A 16,323-nucleotide genomic window follows, 5' to 3' on the forward strand; every position below is an offset into this window, starting at 1 on the left:
CTGTTATAGTTCCTGTTGCTGAATCTATTGTTGCTCCATCTGTAGGTGCTGTGTTGAAAGTAAAGGTTCCACCTGTGTCTCCTGTTATAGTTGCTGTTGCTCCATCGCAGGTTGGTGTCATGGTGAAAGCTGGATTGTCTGTTGTTAATACAGTAAGAGAAAATGTAGAAGATGATGGACAAGTTCCTCCAAGCTCATATTCTATAGTATAGGTCGCAGAGGAAGTTCCACCCATTACAGTTCCAGTTACAGGATCAATTGTTGCTCCATCAGTAGGTGTAGGATTAATTGTATAAACACCTCCTGGAGTAGCTTCTGTCGATACTGTTCCTCCTTCACAATTTGCTATCATAGTAAAAGAAGGGTCGTTTGTAGTAGAAACTGTAAAAGTAAACTGACTCGTTGATGGACAAATACCGTTTGTAGTATAATCCACTGTATAACTTGTTCCTGATACACCATTAGTTATGGTTCCTGTATTTGCATCTAATATTGCACCATCGGTTGGCAGAGGATTGAAAACATATGTTCCACCTGGTAATGCTACAGAATCAACTGTTGCACCATCACATGTTGCTTGCATAGTGAAAGTAGAATCATCGAATGCATTAACAGTAATTGTAAAACTAGTTTCACCATAACAAGTAGGATTCATGATATCATCAACTCTAACAAAAATAGTTTGAGGAGTGCTTGTATTAGTGTATGTAGCTGGAGTAAGAATTGGATTTGTAGAAGTGGCAACATCTGTTTGTAATTCATAAAATGAAACAGTAAAATTAGTTGGATCTTGACCGTTCAAAATAACAGGCTCTAGAGCAGTTAAATCGAAAACTTCTTCACCATCATTGGAAGAATCATCACAAGTTTCTATGTCTAAAGGCTGTGTTGCATTTGCTATTGGATTAACAATTAAATTAAATACTGCATTTGAAGAAGCAATATAGCATGCTGAGTCTTGAATACTTTCAACTCTAACAAAAATAGGTTGAGGATTGTTTAATGTATTTATATATGGACTAGTAAGTGCACCTGTTCCAGCATCTGCATCTGCAAAATTTAAATAATAGGTAACATTGAAATCTGCTGGAACTTGAGTACCAAGTATTACTGCATTTTGAGAAGTTAAATCAAAAGGTGCATTACCATCATTTGTAACATCATCACAAACTTCCATATCTGGTGCTGGATTTAGAACAATATTTAAATATTCAAGTGTAAAAATATCTGTATCATCACAAGTTCCAGATTGAACATCATCTATTCTAATATAAATAATTTCGCCATCTGTTCCGCTGTAAGCATCTGGATTAGGTATTGGATTTATGCCTGAATCTGCATCCATTTGAGAATTATGAAAAGTCACTAAAACCGTTGTTGGGTCTTGTGTCCCAATAGCCGAAGTTTCATTTTCGGTTAAATCAAAGAGAACAGCTCCACCTCCATTATTACATTCTGTTAAGTCTGAAATCGATTGAATTTCTGGTCCTGGAATAAACTCAATTAAAATAGTATCAGAAGCTTGACAAGTTGCAGAAAAAACAATATCAACAGAATAATTACCTTCCTGAAAAACATCTATTGTAGAACCTGTTTCACCAGGAATTACTGTCCCTTCATAAGACCATGTATGTGTTGCTGTAGGCAAACCTGTATCTAATGTTATGGCTGTACCCTGACAATCTGCAGTTCCTGCATCAATTGTAATATCATCTCCTAAATCGCCGCCTAAATTAAATGTCCCTGCACCTAAAAATACTGCTGCGTTAAAAAGCGTATCTCCATCATCTGCTATTACTAATTTTATATTATAATTATTATTAGGAATAACATTAGAAAAAGCTGTCATTGACGTGGTGTAACCTCTAAAATCTATAGGAGAGTTAACTAAAGGTTCACCTCCAGCACCATAAAAAGAATCAAAAAATTGTGGGTTAACAGAAGGGCAACCTCCATTAAAAGCATTATCTCTTACTGTAAAAACAGAAACAATATCTGTAGTTCCGGGAACAATAGCTAAATTAGTTACTGTACCTGTATTTAAGTCTGTTAACAAAAAGGCGAAAGCATCTGTAAAACCACATTGAAAACCACCATATTCTTCAGATGCAAATAAAAAGTCAAAACTAATACTACTAGCAATTGGCACAAAATCAAACTCTATAAAAGTAGCATCGTTTGAATCGCCTATTCCTAGTGCAGGTATCGCATTTTCTAGGTCTGTATCTCCTGGCCAACCTCCACTACTTTGTGTACCAGTTTCTGGACCTTCTGCTTCTAATGCGTTTCCGGTATTTAATACAATTCCTGCTTCAAAGGCAAAAGCACCTGGTATTGCTGTAAAATACCCAATTCCATTCTCTTGTCCAAAATTAGTACCAGTACTCCAATTTATATTAGAAACACTAGCGCAAGGACTATCGATTAACACATCTTCAACTAACTGTGGTACAGTATAAGTAGTCTGATCTACATCTATATAAGGACTTAAAACCTCAACGGTTATTGTAACAGATTCCGAACATCCAGTTGGATTGGAATCTGTAACTGTGTAAGTTGTTGTATAAGTACCAATGGTGTTAAATTGATGACTAACCATATCACCATTTACAGTACCTGTTCCATCGCCAAAATTCCAACTCGATGTAGCACCAGTAGCATCTTCAGAAAATGTTGCACTACCTTCAAAATCTACAGTGCCTCCAACTGCTATTTGTACATTTCCAAGACCATTTGCAGCAGGAACTGTAGAATCTATTGTTGGTGTTATGGTTTGGCAAGATTGTAAACATGAAATTTCTGCAACCCAACCTGTCGTATTACCTGAAGCATCACTAGTAAATTCTAATGTAAGACAACCTGTCGTACTTGTTGTAGAGGCAGACACTATGTTTAAACCTACTTGAGCACCTCCACCTGAATAGGTTCCAATTACTGGTGAAGCTGTGTCGTCTCCATCATATATAGTTAATATATCTATTGGGTTACCAGGAATACCTTGGGTTCCAAATAAAGAAAAATCTAATTGTATAAATTGATCTGGCCCATCTGGACATATCGTTAAAACCAAATTTTCATTATCTGAATAAGAACCTGTTGCGCCACCAGAATCATATAATGTTCCCGAACATTGGTTAACAGTTCCGTTTTGCATTAATACATCCTGTCCGAAAATGTTAGACGAACAGAATAACAAAAGTAGTACTAGCGAAAAGTGCTTCATTATAATTGGTTTTTGTTTCATATTTAGGAATGTACAATAATACTAATAATTACTCAAAAACTAAGTAACCAAAAAGACCTAGTTACCTTGATATTGTGCTTTTGTAAATATAACGTTTTCTAAAATAGATTGATTGTTATATGCATATAACAATCATAATTGCATAATTCCTACCTCATTAAAATTAAATGTATTATTATTTTTATACATTAGTTGTTGAACATTTTAATATTGAAAATATTCACTTTAATTTTACTTTTTTCACTAACTAATTGTAATGCACAAAATAAAGATACTGTGACACACAAATACACTAATAACCTAATTAACGAAACCAGTCCTTATTTACTTCAACATGCACATAACCCTGTTCATTGGGAGGCTTGGAATTCTAAAACATTAGAGCTTGCAAAAAAATCTAACACCCTTATTATTATTAGCGTTGGTTATGCTGCTTGCCATTGGTGCCATGTTATGGAGCACGAAAGTTTTGAAGATGTAACAGTTGCAAGTGTTATGAATAACAACTTTATTAATATAAAAGTAGACAGAGAAGAGCGTCCTGATATAGATCAAGTTTACATGAATGCTGTGCAATTAATGACAGGTCAAGGTGGCTGGCCAATGAATGTAATTGCGCTTCCAGATGGAAGACCTGTTTGGGGAGGAACATACTTTGCCAAGGAGCAATGGATGAACGCTTTGAATCAAATTTCTGAATTATACAAAACGGAACCTGAAAAATTAGAGGAGTATGCTACAAAATTAGAACATGGTTTAAAATCTCTTGATATGATTTCTATTAACAAAGAAGATCCTTTGTTTAAAACAGAATTTATAGCTCATGTTTTAGACAATTGGACTAATTATTTCGATAATAAAAGAGGAGGAATGAATCGTGCTCCCAAATTTATGATGCCTAATAACTATCATTTTTTAATGCGTTATGGGTATCAAAATAAAGAAGAAAACATAATAGAGTTTACAAATAATACAATTACAAATATGGCTTTTGGTGGTGTTTACGATCAAGTTGGTGGAGGTTTTTCTCGATATTCTGTAGACGAAAAATGGCATGTACCTCACTTCGAAAAAATGCTTTACGACAATGGGCAACTTGTTAGTTTATATGCAGATGCCTACTTAATTACCAAAAACGATTTATATAAAGATGTTGTTATTGAGACTCTGGAGTTTATAGAACGAGAACTTACTAATGGTAATGGTGCTTTTTACTCTTCATTAGATGCAGATAGTTTAACCGAATCTGGAACACTTGAAGAAGGTGCATTTTACGTCTGGACAAAAGAGTCTTTAAAATTAATTTTAAATGAAGATTTTAGTTTGTTTTCATCCTATTATAATATTAATAATTATGGCTTTTGGGAACACAAAAATTATGTGTTAATTAGAAATGAAACCGATAAAAATTTCGTTAAAAAAGAAAATATTTCGTTAGAAACTTTAAAAGAAAAGAAAAGAAAATGGCAATCGCTTTTGTTAAAAGAAAGAGAAAAAAGAGAACGACCACGTTTAGACGACAAAGTACTAACCTCTTGGAATGCTATTATGTTGAGAGGTTATGTTGATGCTTACCGTGTTTTAAAAGACGACAAGTATCTTGAAATAGCAATAAAAAATGGAAACTTTATTTTAAACAACCAATTAAAAGAAAACGGGAGTTTATTTCATAATTATAAAGATGGGAAATCTACAATTAATGGCTTTCTTGAAGACTATGCCACAACTATTGATGCCTTTATAACACTCTATGAAGTTACCTTAGACGAAAAATGGCTCAACAATGCCAAAGCATTAACAGACTATTGTTTTGATGCCTTTTTTAACGATACCAATAAAATGTTTTATTTTACTTCTAATGATGATGATGATTTGGTTTCTAAAACCATGGAATATAGAGATAATGTAATACCTGCGAGTAATTCTATTTTAGCTAAAAACTTATTTAAATTATCTCATTATTACGACAATACATATTATCTAAAAACTGCTACAACAATGCTTAATAATGTAAAACCAGAAATTGAAACTTATGCCTCTGGCTATTCTAATTGGCTAGATTTAATGTTAAACTTTACAGAACCTTTTTACGAAGTTGCAATTGTTGGAGAGAACTACAAGAACATCATAGAACAATTAAATGCAAGTTATATCCCTAATAAAATAGTTGTTGGCTGCAAAGGCGAAAGCAAATTACCTTTATTAAAAAACAGATACGTTGAAAATGAAACACTAATTTATGTTTGTGTAAATAAAGTCTGTAACTTACCCGTTAAAGAAGTCCACCAAGCTGTAAACCAATTAAATAAACACAGATGATCAAGATATTAGTAGTTACCTTTCTTATTATTATCATCATATTACATTTCTACTTTTTAATTCTTGAAATGTTTTTATGGACTCGCCCTAAAACAAGAAAAGCTTTTGGTATTAAAGATGAAGCTTTTGCAAAGGAAACAAAAGTTCTAGCTGCAAATCAAGGTTTGTATAATGGTTTTTTAGCTGCAGGATTATTATTTTTCTCTTTTATAGAAAAGCACATTGTTGCATTACAATTTTTCTTGATATGTATCATTGTTGCGGGAATATATGGAGCTTATTCAACAGGCAAAATAAAACTATTTATTATACAGTCTCTACCAGCTATTATATGCTTCATATTAATAAGAATACTTATTAGAACAATATAACATAAAATTCCACTTATTTTAATCGATAGATTAAGACTTTAATAGATAAAATTAAATTTGTCTTCTGTAAGCAGATAAAAGCATTTGAAAAGTTCTAATTTTGTATACTTAATTAAATCTTTAAAATAAATTATGGAATTACAAAAATGGATAGATAAAGGCTACGAACTTCTTCTTGAATACACACCAAAAATATTACTAGCATTAACAATATGGATAATTGGTGCTTTTATAATTAAATACCTTAGAAAAGGAATTAGCAAGTCTATGGATAAAGCTAATTACGATCCAAGTCTTAAAAAATTCTTACTAAATTTAATTAGTTGGCTCTTAAAAATTGCATTAATAGTAATTGTTCTAGGCACCATGGGTATTCAAACTGCATCTTTTGCTGCAATTATTGCTGCTGCTGGTTTAGCTGTTGGTTTAGCTTTACAAGGTTCGTTAGGAAATTTTGCTGGTGGTGTTTTAATTATGATTTTTAAACCCATTAAATTAGGCGACTTAATTGAGGCTCAAGGTGAAATTGGTGTGGTTAAAGAAATCGAAATCTTCACTACAAAACTTACAGGTTTATCTAATCGTGAAATTATTATTCCTAATGGTGCATTATCCAATGGAAACATTATTAATTATACTACAGAAGGCACACGTAGAGTTGATTTAGTTTTTGGTGTTGGTTACGATTCTGATATTAAAGAAGCGAAGGCTGTTTTAATGAAAGTATTAAAAGACAACCCAAAGGTATTAACAGAACCTGCTCCAACAGTAAATGTGCTTGAGTTAGCAGATAGCTCTATAAACTTTGCAGTAAGACCTTGGTGCAAAGGAGAGCATTACTGGGATGTTTACTTCGAAACTACAGAAAATACAAAAGAAGCATTAGATGCTGCAGGAATAGAAATACCTTATCCACATGCAGTAGAAATACAGAAAAAAGAATAGTTATTTTTTAGGTTTTGGTTTTAAAGCCACAAAATCTTTAAGGTAATAAGGTTCAAAATAAGCGACATCTTCGGTGTCGCTTTTTTTATACTTTAAATAGGCAAGTGCACTCATTTGATTTGCTGAAGGTAGTTTGCCTTCAATAAAAAAAGCGTTTTCATGTTTTAAAAGTGCCTTAGTTTTCTCTACTCCATTTCCAATAAAGTAAACTTTACCTTTAGATAGCTCTTGAGTAAAAGAGGATTCGTCTAAAATTTGAGCTTCTATGTCTCGAACTTGTTTTAAGTTTGATGAATAAATAGCCGAAAACACCTCCATACGTCTTGCATCTAGCATTGGGACTATTACTCCATTATCAACATTAACTTGATAGGCTAAAGCTTCTAATGTTGAGACAGATATTAAAGGAATATCTAGTGCATAACATAATCCTTTTGCTGCCGAAACTCCAATACGTAAACCTGTATAAGAGCCAGGACCTTTACTTACTGCAATAGCCTCTAATTCTGATCTCTCAATGTTGGCTTCGCGAAGCGTTTCATCTATAAAAACATGTAATCGCTCTGCATGAGAATAATTATTACTATTATCTTCTTTTAAAAGCAAAGTCTCACCATTTTTAGAGAGTGAGACAGAGCAATTTGTTGTTGCGGTTTCTATACTAAGTATTAAAGCCAAAATTTATTGTGTTATTGGTTTTCCAAGGTAGAAATCTAACACTTTTGTTTTAAAAACAAAATCGTATTTAGCATTAATTAAAGACGCCTCTGCATTTACTAATCTTAATCTAGATTGTTCTAAATCGAAAGCATTCATCATACCTATATTATAACGTTCTTCTGCATTACCAAATGCTAATTTTTGAGACTCTAAGGATACTTTTGCTGCTTCGTAGGCTCTAAATGCTGACTTTGCATCTGTAAAAGCACGTTGTATATTAGACTCTAATGCTAACTTAGATTGTTCTAAACCTAACAAGGCATTCTCTTCTTGAATTTTAGCTCTAGCAACAGCTGTTTTATTTTGAAATCTTGAAAATATTGGTATACTAACATTAACATTAAAACGATGTCCTTTTTGCTGATTCAACTGATTAAAGAATGATTCTTCGGTAGTAATTAAATTTGTAAAGAATACATTAGACCCAAGAGTGTATCCAGCAGAAACCGTTGGGTAAAAGCCACTTTTTGATATTTCTGTTCCTATCTTAGAATTTTCAATATTTTTTTCGGCTACTTTAATTTCATTTCTATTCTCAAATGCGTAATTTAATATTGGAGTAACATCATTATACATTAATTCTGCCGACGGATTATCTATTTCTATAACTTTTACATCGAAACCTTGAAAAGGTACTTGAAGTAATTGAGATAAGGTTAACAAAGACAACTCATAGTTATTTTCTGCAACTGTTACGCTTTGTAAATCTCTACTTAAAGTTGCTTGAGCATCGTATATATTTGCCTCAGATTGCACACCAGCATCAACCAATTCTTGCACTTGATTTAACTGCTTCTTAGAAAACTCGTATTGCACTTTTGCAGTCTCTAAATTCTCTTTATTAAATAAAATATTTAAATAAGAATTAACCACATTAAGAGAAATATCGTCTTTAATACGCTCTAATTCTAGCGCATTTGTTTCTAGATTTAACTGCGATTGCTTATATAAATTTGTTAATCTAAATCCATTAAAAACAGTTTGATTTGCACTTATACTAGCGCTTGTACTATTATCTGTTCTATCTACAAACTGACCTGGAAAAAGTTCTCGGTTACCAATAGATAAAGAATGGTTTAAATTTGCGCTTGCTGAAGGTAAAAACTGACCTTTTGCCGCTTTTATATCTTGTTCGTTTAATAATAATGTGTTTTGAGCTTGAATTACAGAAATATTATTTTCTAGTGCGTGTGTTACACACTCTTGTAGTGTCCATAGCTTCTCTTGACTAAAACTATAAGTTGATACACTAAGTAATAAACCTAAAGCAAGTATTTTAATTTTATTTATCTTCATCATCATTGTCTTCTTTAGAGGCTTTGTTCCAAACCTTTATTTTATCGCCTTCTTTTACACCTTCAGTAATTTCAACGTTTATACCATCAGAAAGTCCTAATTCAACATTTTTCTTTTCAAATTGACCATCACCTATTTGAACTTCGACAAAAGGTTTTTCTGTAATTCTATTAAATTGAAGCAAAGACTCTTTTATTACCATAACGCTATCTTTAGACTCCATTTCAATTTCTGCATTTGCGCTATAACCTGCTCTAATTTTAGTAGATTGTTCAACCTCTACATCTGCTTTAATAGTAAACTGTACTGCTCCATTTTCTTCCATTCCTTTAGGTGCTACAAAGGTTAATATTGCTGGAAATTCTTTTTCACCAATGGCTCCTAAAATAACTTTAATAGCTTTACCTTCTTCTAGTTTTCCTACTTCGGCTTCGTCTACTTTTCCTTCAAAAATCATTTTACTCATGTCTGCAATAGTAGCAATGGTAGTTCCTGCATTAAAGTTATTACTCTCAATAACTTGGTCGCCTTCTCGCACAGGAATCTCTAAAATGGTTCCTGGTATAAGCGCAACAATATTAGTATTTGCAGAACCTCCTCCTGAAAGCGAACCTCTTTTTATAATTTGATAATTATTTTGTGCTTGACGTAACGTTTCGTTGGCTTGGTTTAATGCTAACTCACTATTCTCGAAATCTTGTCTAGAAATTACTCCTTTATCGAACAAGGCTTTGTTTCTATCATATATTGTTTTAGAGTTGTTATAGGCCAATTTAGCTGTAGATATTTGTCCATTTGCACCAACTAAACTTTGCTCGTTTGGGACCACTCTAATTTTTGCAATAACATCTCCTTTTTGTACAATATCTCCTTCTTCTACAAGAATTTTATCTATAATTCCAGAAATTTGAGGCTTTAATTCTACCTCTTCTTCAGGATTAAGTTTTCCTGTTGCTACTGTTTTTGTATTAATAGAAGTGTAAAATGGTTCTGCTGTTTTAAAATCTTCAACAGATTTAGAGTTAGAATCTTTAAAGTACTTTAGCACAAATATTAATGCTACAAGCAATCCTAATCCTACGATAATTTTTAATGCTTTTTTCATTTTAATTATAATTTTCTACTTTGGTTTGATTTGTTTTTTTTTAATTGATTTACTCTTCTCTTAAGGCGTCTATTGGTTTTATACTTGTTGCTTTAAAGGCTGGTATTAAACCAATTAATGTTCCTAAAAACACTAATATAAGGAGCGCAATAAAGACTACAGTTATGGATACAGATGCATTTACTAATACTGCATCTGTTCCTTGGCCAAAAGCATTATCTAAAGCAATTAAAATCCAGCCTCCACTTATAATACCAAATAAACCTGCTAATATTGTAATGAATACAGCTTCTACAACAATTTGTCTTTTTATTTCAAAAGGTGTTGCACCTAAAGCACGGCGCACTCCTATTTCTTTTGTTCTTTCTTTTACTGTAATTAATAATATATTTCCAATGGCAAAAACGCCTGCTATTAGTGTGGCAATACCTACAAACCAAGTTAAAAATTGCATGCCTGTTAAAAAACTAGTAAGTTTAGCAAACTCTTTACCTAAGTTAAAACTACCAAAGGCTCTATTGTCTTCTGGATGCACATTATTTAAATTTCTTAATATTAGTTTAGCATCAGATTCGATTTGAACAATATCGTATTCTGGCTTACCTGTAATCATCATAAAACCAATATTTTCGCCTAAATTATATATTTGCTGAAAGGTGGTAAACGGAATATGCATATCGTCTGTTGGACCCATATTTTGATTTCCAGTTTCAAACATCCCAACAACTTTAAAATTCATACTGTTAAGTTGTATGTATTTATCTATCATTTCGGCATCCTTTTCAAAAAGTTGTTTATAAATTTCTTCAGAAATAACAACTACTTTTCTTTTTTCATCTATATCTGTTTGATTGATAAAGCGTCCACGAATCATTTTCTTTTTTGAAACTTTATCTAATAATGGATAGTCTCCAGCAACTCTAAAGTTTCCTGATAAAAAATCATGAACTACTAAAGCTTGATTTCTATTTCTAGGTACAACAAACTCAATACCATCTACATTTTCTTCTATTTTTTTAGCATCGCTTATTTTAAGTTGAACTAGTCGACCTTCTTGAAATCCTCTAAATGGTTTGCTAGTACTTTGAGCCCACACAAAAACACTATTGGTTGCAAAACTACCAAACAAACGGTTAAATGAATTTTCTAAACCTTTTGCAGAGCCTAAAAGTCCAATAAGCAATAAAATTCCCCACCAAACACCAACCATAGTTAGTGCAGAACGTAGTTTGTTTTTAGTTAAACTATCGTAGACTTCTTGCCAAGTATCTCTTTCAAATAAAAATCGCATAATTAATCGTCTCTTAGTGCTACAATAGGTTTAATTCTTGATGCTTTTTTTGCTGGAAGATATCCAGCAATTGCTCCTGCTAATATTAGGGTAAATAGTGCACTGTTAACTATAGTCCAACTTACTGAGGGATTAGTAATAAAAAAGTCTTCTAAGGTGGGTTTTGCTAATTCTAAGATTCCCATTCCTAGAAGTAAGCCTAAAAATCCAGCAATTATCGTTATTAAAATAGATTCTAATAAAATAATAGATACAATAGATTTTGGTGAAGCACCTAATGCTTTTCTAATTCCTATTTCTTTGGTACGTTCTTTTACTATAAAAATCATCATATTACTAATACCTACTATACCTGCAATTAAAGTTCCAAAGCCTATAACTAAAACCATAACACCCAATCCTCCTGTCATTTGATTAACAATCTGTGTTTCGCTTGCTAAGTTTCTAACTCTAATAGCGCGCTGATCGTTTTGAGAGACCATAAAGCGCTCTTTTAATTTTTTGGTTAACATATTGCCAAACCCAATAGCTGCATCAAAATCTAACTCTGGATTATAGGTTAAATTAATTTGGTCTACATAGTCGTTATTACCATAAATCTGTTGTGCTGTAGATATTGGCATATAAATTAAACGTTCTTCGTTATCTCCTCCATCATCGCTAAAAACACCTACTACTTTGTATTGAATGCCATTAAGGTTAATATATTTTCCTACTGCAGTGGTTTTTAAGAACAAATCTTCTTCTACTAAACGACCAATGACAACTACTTTGGTTTTATTTTTAATATCAGACTCGTTTACATAGCGTCCGTAGTTAACATTTGTGTTTTCTAAATATTGATGATCTGGATTTACAGCTCTAACGGTATAATTATTTTTTTCATTTCTAAAAGAAGCTGTAACATTTAAATATTTTCTAGAAGTAATGTATTGCACCTTATCATCAAACTCTTCTTTAACCCAATCCTGATCTTCATTTCTAAATTGAATACGTCGTCCAGCTTGTAAACCATTACTAGCTTTTGATGTTGTACCAGAATTAATAAAAATTGAGTTTGAAGCATCGTCTACAAAAGCGGTATCAAAAGTATTAACAAGACCATTTACTATTCCAAATAAAATAGCAAATAAAGAAATAGCAAAGGCTACTGTAAAACCTGAGAGTAAACTTCTGGTTTTATTCATATTAATACTTTGGAAAATTTCTCTCCAGAGATCTCTATCAAACATATTGCGAGGCTCTTACTTGGTTTACAAATACATCTTCCATTATAACACCATCTTTAAGTCTTACTATACGTTTACACATATTTGCAATATCCTCTTCGTGTGTTACCATTAATATGGTTTTGCCTTCATCGTTTAAAGACTGAATAAAATCCATAATCTCGTAAGATGTTGTAGTGTCAAGTGCTCCTGTTGGCTCATCTGCAAGTAATAATTTTGGATTGGCAGCTAAAGCTCTAGCAATAGCCACACGTTGTTTCTGTCCACCAGACAATTCGTTTGGTAAGTGAGTTGCCCAGTCTCTCAAGCCTACTTTTTCTAAATGAAAGAGTGCTTTTTCAATACGCTCTTTTCTTTTAAGACCTTGATAGTACAGTGGCAATGCCACATTATCTAATGCGCTTTTGTAATTTATTAAGTTAAAAGATTGAAAAATGAAGCCCAAGAACTTATTACGATAAATAGCTGCTTTTTTCTCTGTAAGATTTTTAATAGGCACATTATCTAAAATATATTCGCCTTCATCTGCTTCGTCCAACATTCCTATAATATTAAGTAATGTTGATTTTCCAGAACCAGAAGATCCCATGATTGCTACCATTTCACCAGCTTCTACAGAAAGATCAATTCCTTTTAAAACATGAAGACTAGAATCGCCAATGGGATAAGACTTGTGTAGTTTACTTATTTTGAGCATAATGGTTAATTTTTTTTTGATTGATGTTTACTACATCATATCCATTAGACTAAAAAGGACATTATTTGTTACAGGAATTATGTGAAATATATGTTAAAACTCTAATTATTGGTTGGCTTCTTCTTTCTAAAATATTTCCAATAAATAGTAAAGCCAACACCAAAAACTAAGATGTATGGTATTGCCATTAAATAAATAATACCATCGTTTATACTTTTTGCGGCACCTTGGCCTTCTTCATTTTCTAAAACTGCTCTACACATAGCACATTGTGCATTTGTTCTAAGAAAAAAGAATAAGGAAAAAATAAAAAAGAGAACTTTAGTTTTCATGTTTAATAGTATTACTTCTCTATAAAATTTAGCTTCGCTGATTTGAAAATTCTCGTACCTCAGAAAATCACTCGAAATGACAATAGGATTTATTATTTAACTTTTTTACTGTGTTTATAATGACAACAGTGTTCTGAATGACAGATTATATATAATAAGGTGAAATCATTAAATAGACTATAACTCCTGTTACTGCTACATAAAGCCATAACGGAAATGTAATACGTGCTATTTTTTTGTGCCTTTCTATATTATTTGTTATTGCTCTTACGTAAGTAATTAAAACAAAAGGTATTACAGCAATAGATAATAAAATATGGGTTATTAAAATAAAGTAATAAGCGTAAGCAATAACTCCTTCTCCACCATATTTGGTAGAATCGCTAGTCATGTGGTAAGCGATGTATAATAATAAGAATACTACAGATAAAGAAATGGCAAATTTCATTAAACGTTCGTGTAATTTTCTATTCCCTTTTTTGATTGCTGAAACGGCCAACAAAAGGATAATAGCTGTTAGTCCGTTTATTGTTGCATATATTGGAGGTAAAAAAGTTAAAGGCTCGATATCAATACCAAAGTCTTTTAACTTTATACCAAATAAAGCGGCAACTGCTAATGGTATTACAATAGAAAGTGCAACAATCCACTTGTTATATTTCTTTTCGTTTTGAATGTTTTCTGTGTTCATTTCTTCTCGATACAATTTAGCTTCGCTGATTTAAAAATTCTCGTGCCTCGAAATCATTTATAGTGACAACTCGACCATTTAAGTATTTATTACTTTTATTCGTTTAGTAGTTTTTTTATATCTTCCTTTAACATGGTAATTTCTTCTTCGTTACCATCTTCATCCATTTTCTCTTGCTCACTAATAATACCTTTATAGAAAATTTTTGGATTGCCAAAGGCGTCTAAACGCGAACGGATAAATCCGTTTTTATCTATTAGAGCAAAATCTCCAGAATGTTCAAAACCAATCTCATCATTTTCAACTTTACCAACAAAAATATTAAAACCAACATTAGCTAATTTATAAATCTCGGTCTCATCTCCTGTCATTAAGTTCCAATTTGGATTCGTAATACCATATTTATTAGCATATTCTTTTAATACTTCTGGAGTGTCTATTTCTGGTGTTATAGAAAACGAAGCGACACCAAAATCTTTAGTATTACTAAAAACATTTTGGATATTTACCAAGTTTCTATTCATTCTTGGACAAATTGTAGGACAGGTTGTAAAAAAGAACTCTACCACATAAACTTTTCCTTTATAATCGTCTTGGGTTATTGTTTTACCATCTTGATTTATGAAGCTAAATGCTGGAACTTTTTTGGGTTTTCCATTAATTTCTATAAAAGCTAAGTCACCTTTGTTTTCAAAATTATTGTCTTGCCCAACACTTATTCTTTTGTTACGTGTAACATCATTGTTCTTTACTCTATCTATAATTTTTGGTATAAAAATAATTCCAAATAATAAAATAATAAAAGCGATACCTATGTAAGAGTAGTTAGTTTTATTCATCTGTTTCTTTATTAGGATTGAGATCTTTAGCTCTTCGATTTGAAGAATCTACTTTATTTCTTCCAGATTTTCTGTATTCTTCTAGTAGCACACGCATATCTTCGGCAGCCATTTTATTTTTTATTATAGAGACTTCAGAACAATCGTATGCTGTAAGTGGATAAACTTGAGTTTCTTTTTCTACTTCTTTTTTTGTTCTATCATCTAATCGACCTCGTTGGTTTAAGTCTTTATCAATAACAAAAACACCACTAGTAGATAAGTTTGCATCTAACTGCAAACTTGATCTTAAGCTATTAAAGAGTTTATTAATATCGCTATCGCTAGCATAAACAAAATGCCAATATTTATGCTCACTATATTTATTTAATTCTTGAATTAATCGACTGGTTTTATCTTGAGCATCTAAAGTCACTAACATAACTATTTGAAACTTTTTAAAGCCTTTAAATTTATTATAAACTAGTTCTTTAAGGTTTGAAGCTTCTACAATTTTTGATTCTGGATCACTACCTAAAAAACCTAAAACTGTAATGTGATCTTTTAAAGCAATATCTGAATTTGTTACTGATGTTAAATTTGAAATATCTAACACGTCTTCTTTAACAACATCTAATACATTATAATTGTTTGTAGAAGGATAAAGCATGAGTAAAAAAACAACAGGAAGAAAAAATAACACTCCTAAAATAAAGTATTTTTTTATTGGCTTTTTGCTCATAAGTTTTTTTATTTTTTTGAATTACAAAAATAAAAAAAGGTGGTTTAAAAAAACCACCTTTTACTATCTTTTAATATATTTTAACTAAATTATAATTAAAAATCGTGCTTAATAAATCCGTCACTATAAACACTTTCAATATATCCACCTTCTTGTAAAAGAATAAATACTAAATAGCAAATTAAAAATACACCTGTCCATACTACCATACGTCTTAACGCTTTGGTTTCGTCTCTCATGTGCATAAAGTCCCAAGTAATATAATATGCTTTTACTATGGTTAGAAAAATAAAAATCCAGTTAAGGCCTTTCATACCTAGTACTTGTCCCATTAAAACTTCTGGTTTGTAAATACCTAAAACAACTTCAATTGCTGTTACAAAAGTTAAGAAAACTAAAACACCCCAAATTTTTTGAGTGTTAGACTTAAATTTCCATAATCCTCTAAATATTTCTAATTTGTGTTCGTGTGCCATCTTTTAAAATGCTTTATTTTTTAGATTTCCTTCTTTAGGGAAATGAC

General features: G+C 31.7%; 15 protein-coding genes. 3 read left to right on the forward strand and 12 right to left on the reverse strand.

All coding sequences use genetic code 11. The annotated features are described in order from the left end of the window. A partial coding sequence (locus tag P8H50_RS00030; RefSeq protein ID WP_300203898.1) for a choice-of-anchor L domain-containing protein occupies positions 1 to 3,223 on the reverse strand: 3,223 nt, incomplete at its 3' end. A 297-nt stretch (positions 3,224 to 3,520) separates the two neighbouring features. Between P8H50_RS00030 and P8H50_RS00035 the strand changes: the two genes are divergently transcribed. The 3 genes from P8H50_RS00035 to P8H50_RS00045 all read left to right on the forward strand — a co-directional run bounded on the left by P8H50_RS00035 (position 3,521) and on the right by P8H50_RS00045 (position 6,879). After that, positions 3,521 to 5,563: a thioredoxin domain-containing protein gene (locus P8H50_RS00035; protein ID WP_300203901.1), complete on the forward strand. Its 2,043-nt coding sequence runs from the start codon at positions 3,521 to 3,523 to the stop codon at positions 5,561 to 5,563. Next, positions 5,560 to 5,934: a DUF1304 domain-containing protein gene (locus tag P8H50_RS00040; RefSeq protein ID WP_300203904.1), complete on the forward strand. Its 375-nt coding sequence runs from the start codon at positions 5,560 to 5,562 to the stop codon at positions 5,932 to 5,934. Before P8H50_RS00035 ends, P8H50_RS00040 begins: the two co-directional genes overlap by 4 nt. 132 nt (positions 5,935 to 6,066) lie before the next feature. Next, positions 6,067 to 6,879, forward strand: a complete 813-nt coding sequence (locus tag P8H50_RS00045; RefSeq protein WP_300203907.1) for a mechanosensitive ion channel domain-containing protein — start codon at positions 6,067 to 6,069, stop codon at positions 6,877 to 6,879. Here the strand turns inward: P8H50_RS00045 and tsaB are convergent, their stop codons facing one another. The 11 genes from tsaB to P8H50_RS00100 all read right to left on the reverse strand — a co-directional run bounded on the left by tsaB (position 6,880) and on the right by P8H50_RS00100 (position 16,276). Further along, entirely contained in the window at positions 6,880 to 7,557 is a 678-nt protein-coding gene (tsaB, locus tag P8H50_RS00050) for a tRNA (adenosine(37)-N6)-threonylcarbamoyltransferase complex dimerization subunit type 1 TsaB (RefSeq protein ID WP_300203911.1), read from the reverse strand. Positions 7,558 to 7,560: 3 nt separating this feature from the next. After that, positions 7,561 to 8,901: a TolC family protein gene (locus tag P8H50_RS00055; protein ID WP_300203915.1), complete on the reverse strand. Its 1,341-nt coding sequence runs from the start codon at positions 8,899 to 8,901 to the stop codon at positions 7,561 to 7,563. Continuing rightward, entirely contained in the window at positions 8,882 to 10,000 is a 1,119-nt protein-coding gene (locus P8H50_RS00060) for an efflux RND transporter periplasmic adaptor subunit (protein ID WP_300203918.1), read from the reverse strand. The genes P8H50_RS00055 and P8H50_RS00060 overlap by 20 nt, the downstream gene beginning before the upstream one ends. A 49-nt stretch (positions 10,001 to 10,049) precedes the next feature. After that, positions 10,050 to 11,291 carry an ABC transporter permease gene (locus P8H50_RS00065; RefSeq protein WP_300203922.1) on the reverse strand — a complete coding sequence of 414 codons (1,242 nt, stop codon included), beginning with the start codon at positions 11,289 to 11,291 and terminating at the stop codon, positions 10,050 to 10,052. Positions 11,292 to 11,293: 2 nt separating this feature from the next. Further along, positions 11,294 to 12,523, reverse strand: coding sequence for an ABC transporter permease (locus P8H50_RS00070; RefSeq protein ID WP_300203925.1), 1,230 nt, complete (start codon positions 12,521 to 12,523; stop codon positions 11,294 to 11,296). Continuing rightward, complete coding sequence (locus P8H50_RS00075; RefSeq protein ID WP_300203928.1) at positions 12,516 to 13,217, reverse strand: ABC transporter ATP-binding protein; 702 nt, start codon at positions 13,215 to 13,217, stop codon at positions 12,516 to 12,518. Before P8H50_RS00075 ends, P8H50_RS00070 begins: the two co-directional genes overlap by 8 nt. A gap of 101 nt (positions 13,218 to 13,318) precedes the next feature. Continuing rightward, on the reverse strand, positions 13,319 to 13,549 hold the full coding sequence (locus P8H50_RS00080; RefSeq protein WP_300203932.1) for a hypothetical protein: 231 nt from the start codon (positions 13,547 to 13,549) through the stop codon (positions 13,319 to 13,321). A gap of 145 nt (positions 13,550 to 13,694) precedes the next feature. Next, positions 13,695 to 14,240, reverse strand: a complete 546-nt coding sequence (locus tag P8H50_RS00085; RefSeq protein ID WP_300203935.1) for a DUF420 domain-containing protein — start codon at positions 14,238 to 14,240, stop codon at positions 13,695 to 13,697. A gap of 95 nt (positions 14,241 to 14,335) precedes the next feature. Continuing rightward, positions 14,336 to 15,079, reverse strand: coding sequence for an SCO family protein (locus P8H50_RS00090; protein WP_300203938.1), 744 nt, complete (start codon positions 15,077 to 15,079; stop codon positions 14,336 to 14,338). Next, complete coding sequence (locus P8H50_RS00095; RefSeq protein WP_300203941.1) at positions 15,072 to 15,800, reverse strand: hypothetical protein; 729 nt, start codon at positions 15,798 to 15,800, stop codon at positions 15,072 to 15,074. The genes P8H50_RS00090 and P8H50_RS00095 overlap by 8 nt, the downstream gene beginning before the upstream one ends. A gap of 95 nt (positions 15,801 to 15,895) precedes the next feature. Beyond that, positions 15,896 to 16,276 carry a cytochrome C oxidase subunit IV family protein gene (locus P8H50_RS00100; RefSeq protein WP_300203944.1) on the reverse strand — a complete coding sequence of 127 codons (381 nt, stop codon included), beginning with the start codon at positions 16,274 to 16,276 and terminating at the stop codon, positions 15,896 to 15,898. Between the last annotated feature and the right edge of the window lie 47 nt (positions 16,277 to 16,323).

The sequence above is a fragment of the Lacinutrix sp. genome (assembly GCF_029238095.1).
In the GTDB taxonomy this organism is placed as follows: domain Bacteria; phylum Bacteroidota; class Bacteroidia; order Flavobacteriales; family Flavobacteriaceae; genus Lacinutrix.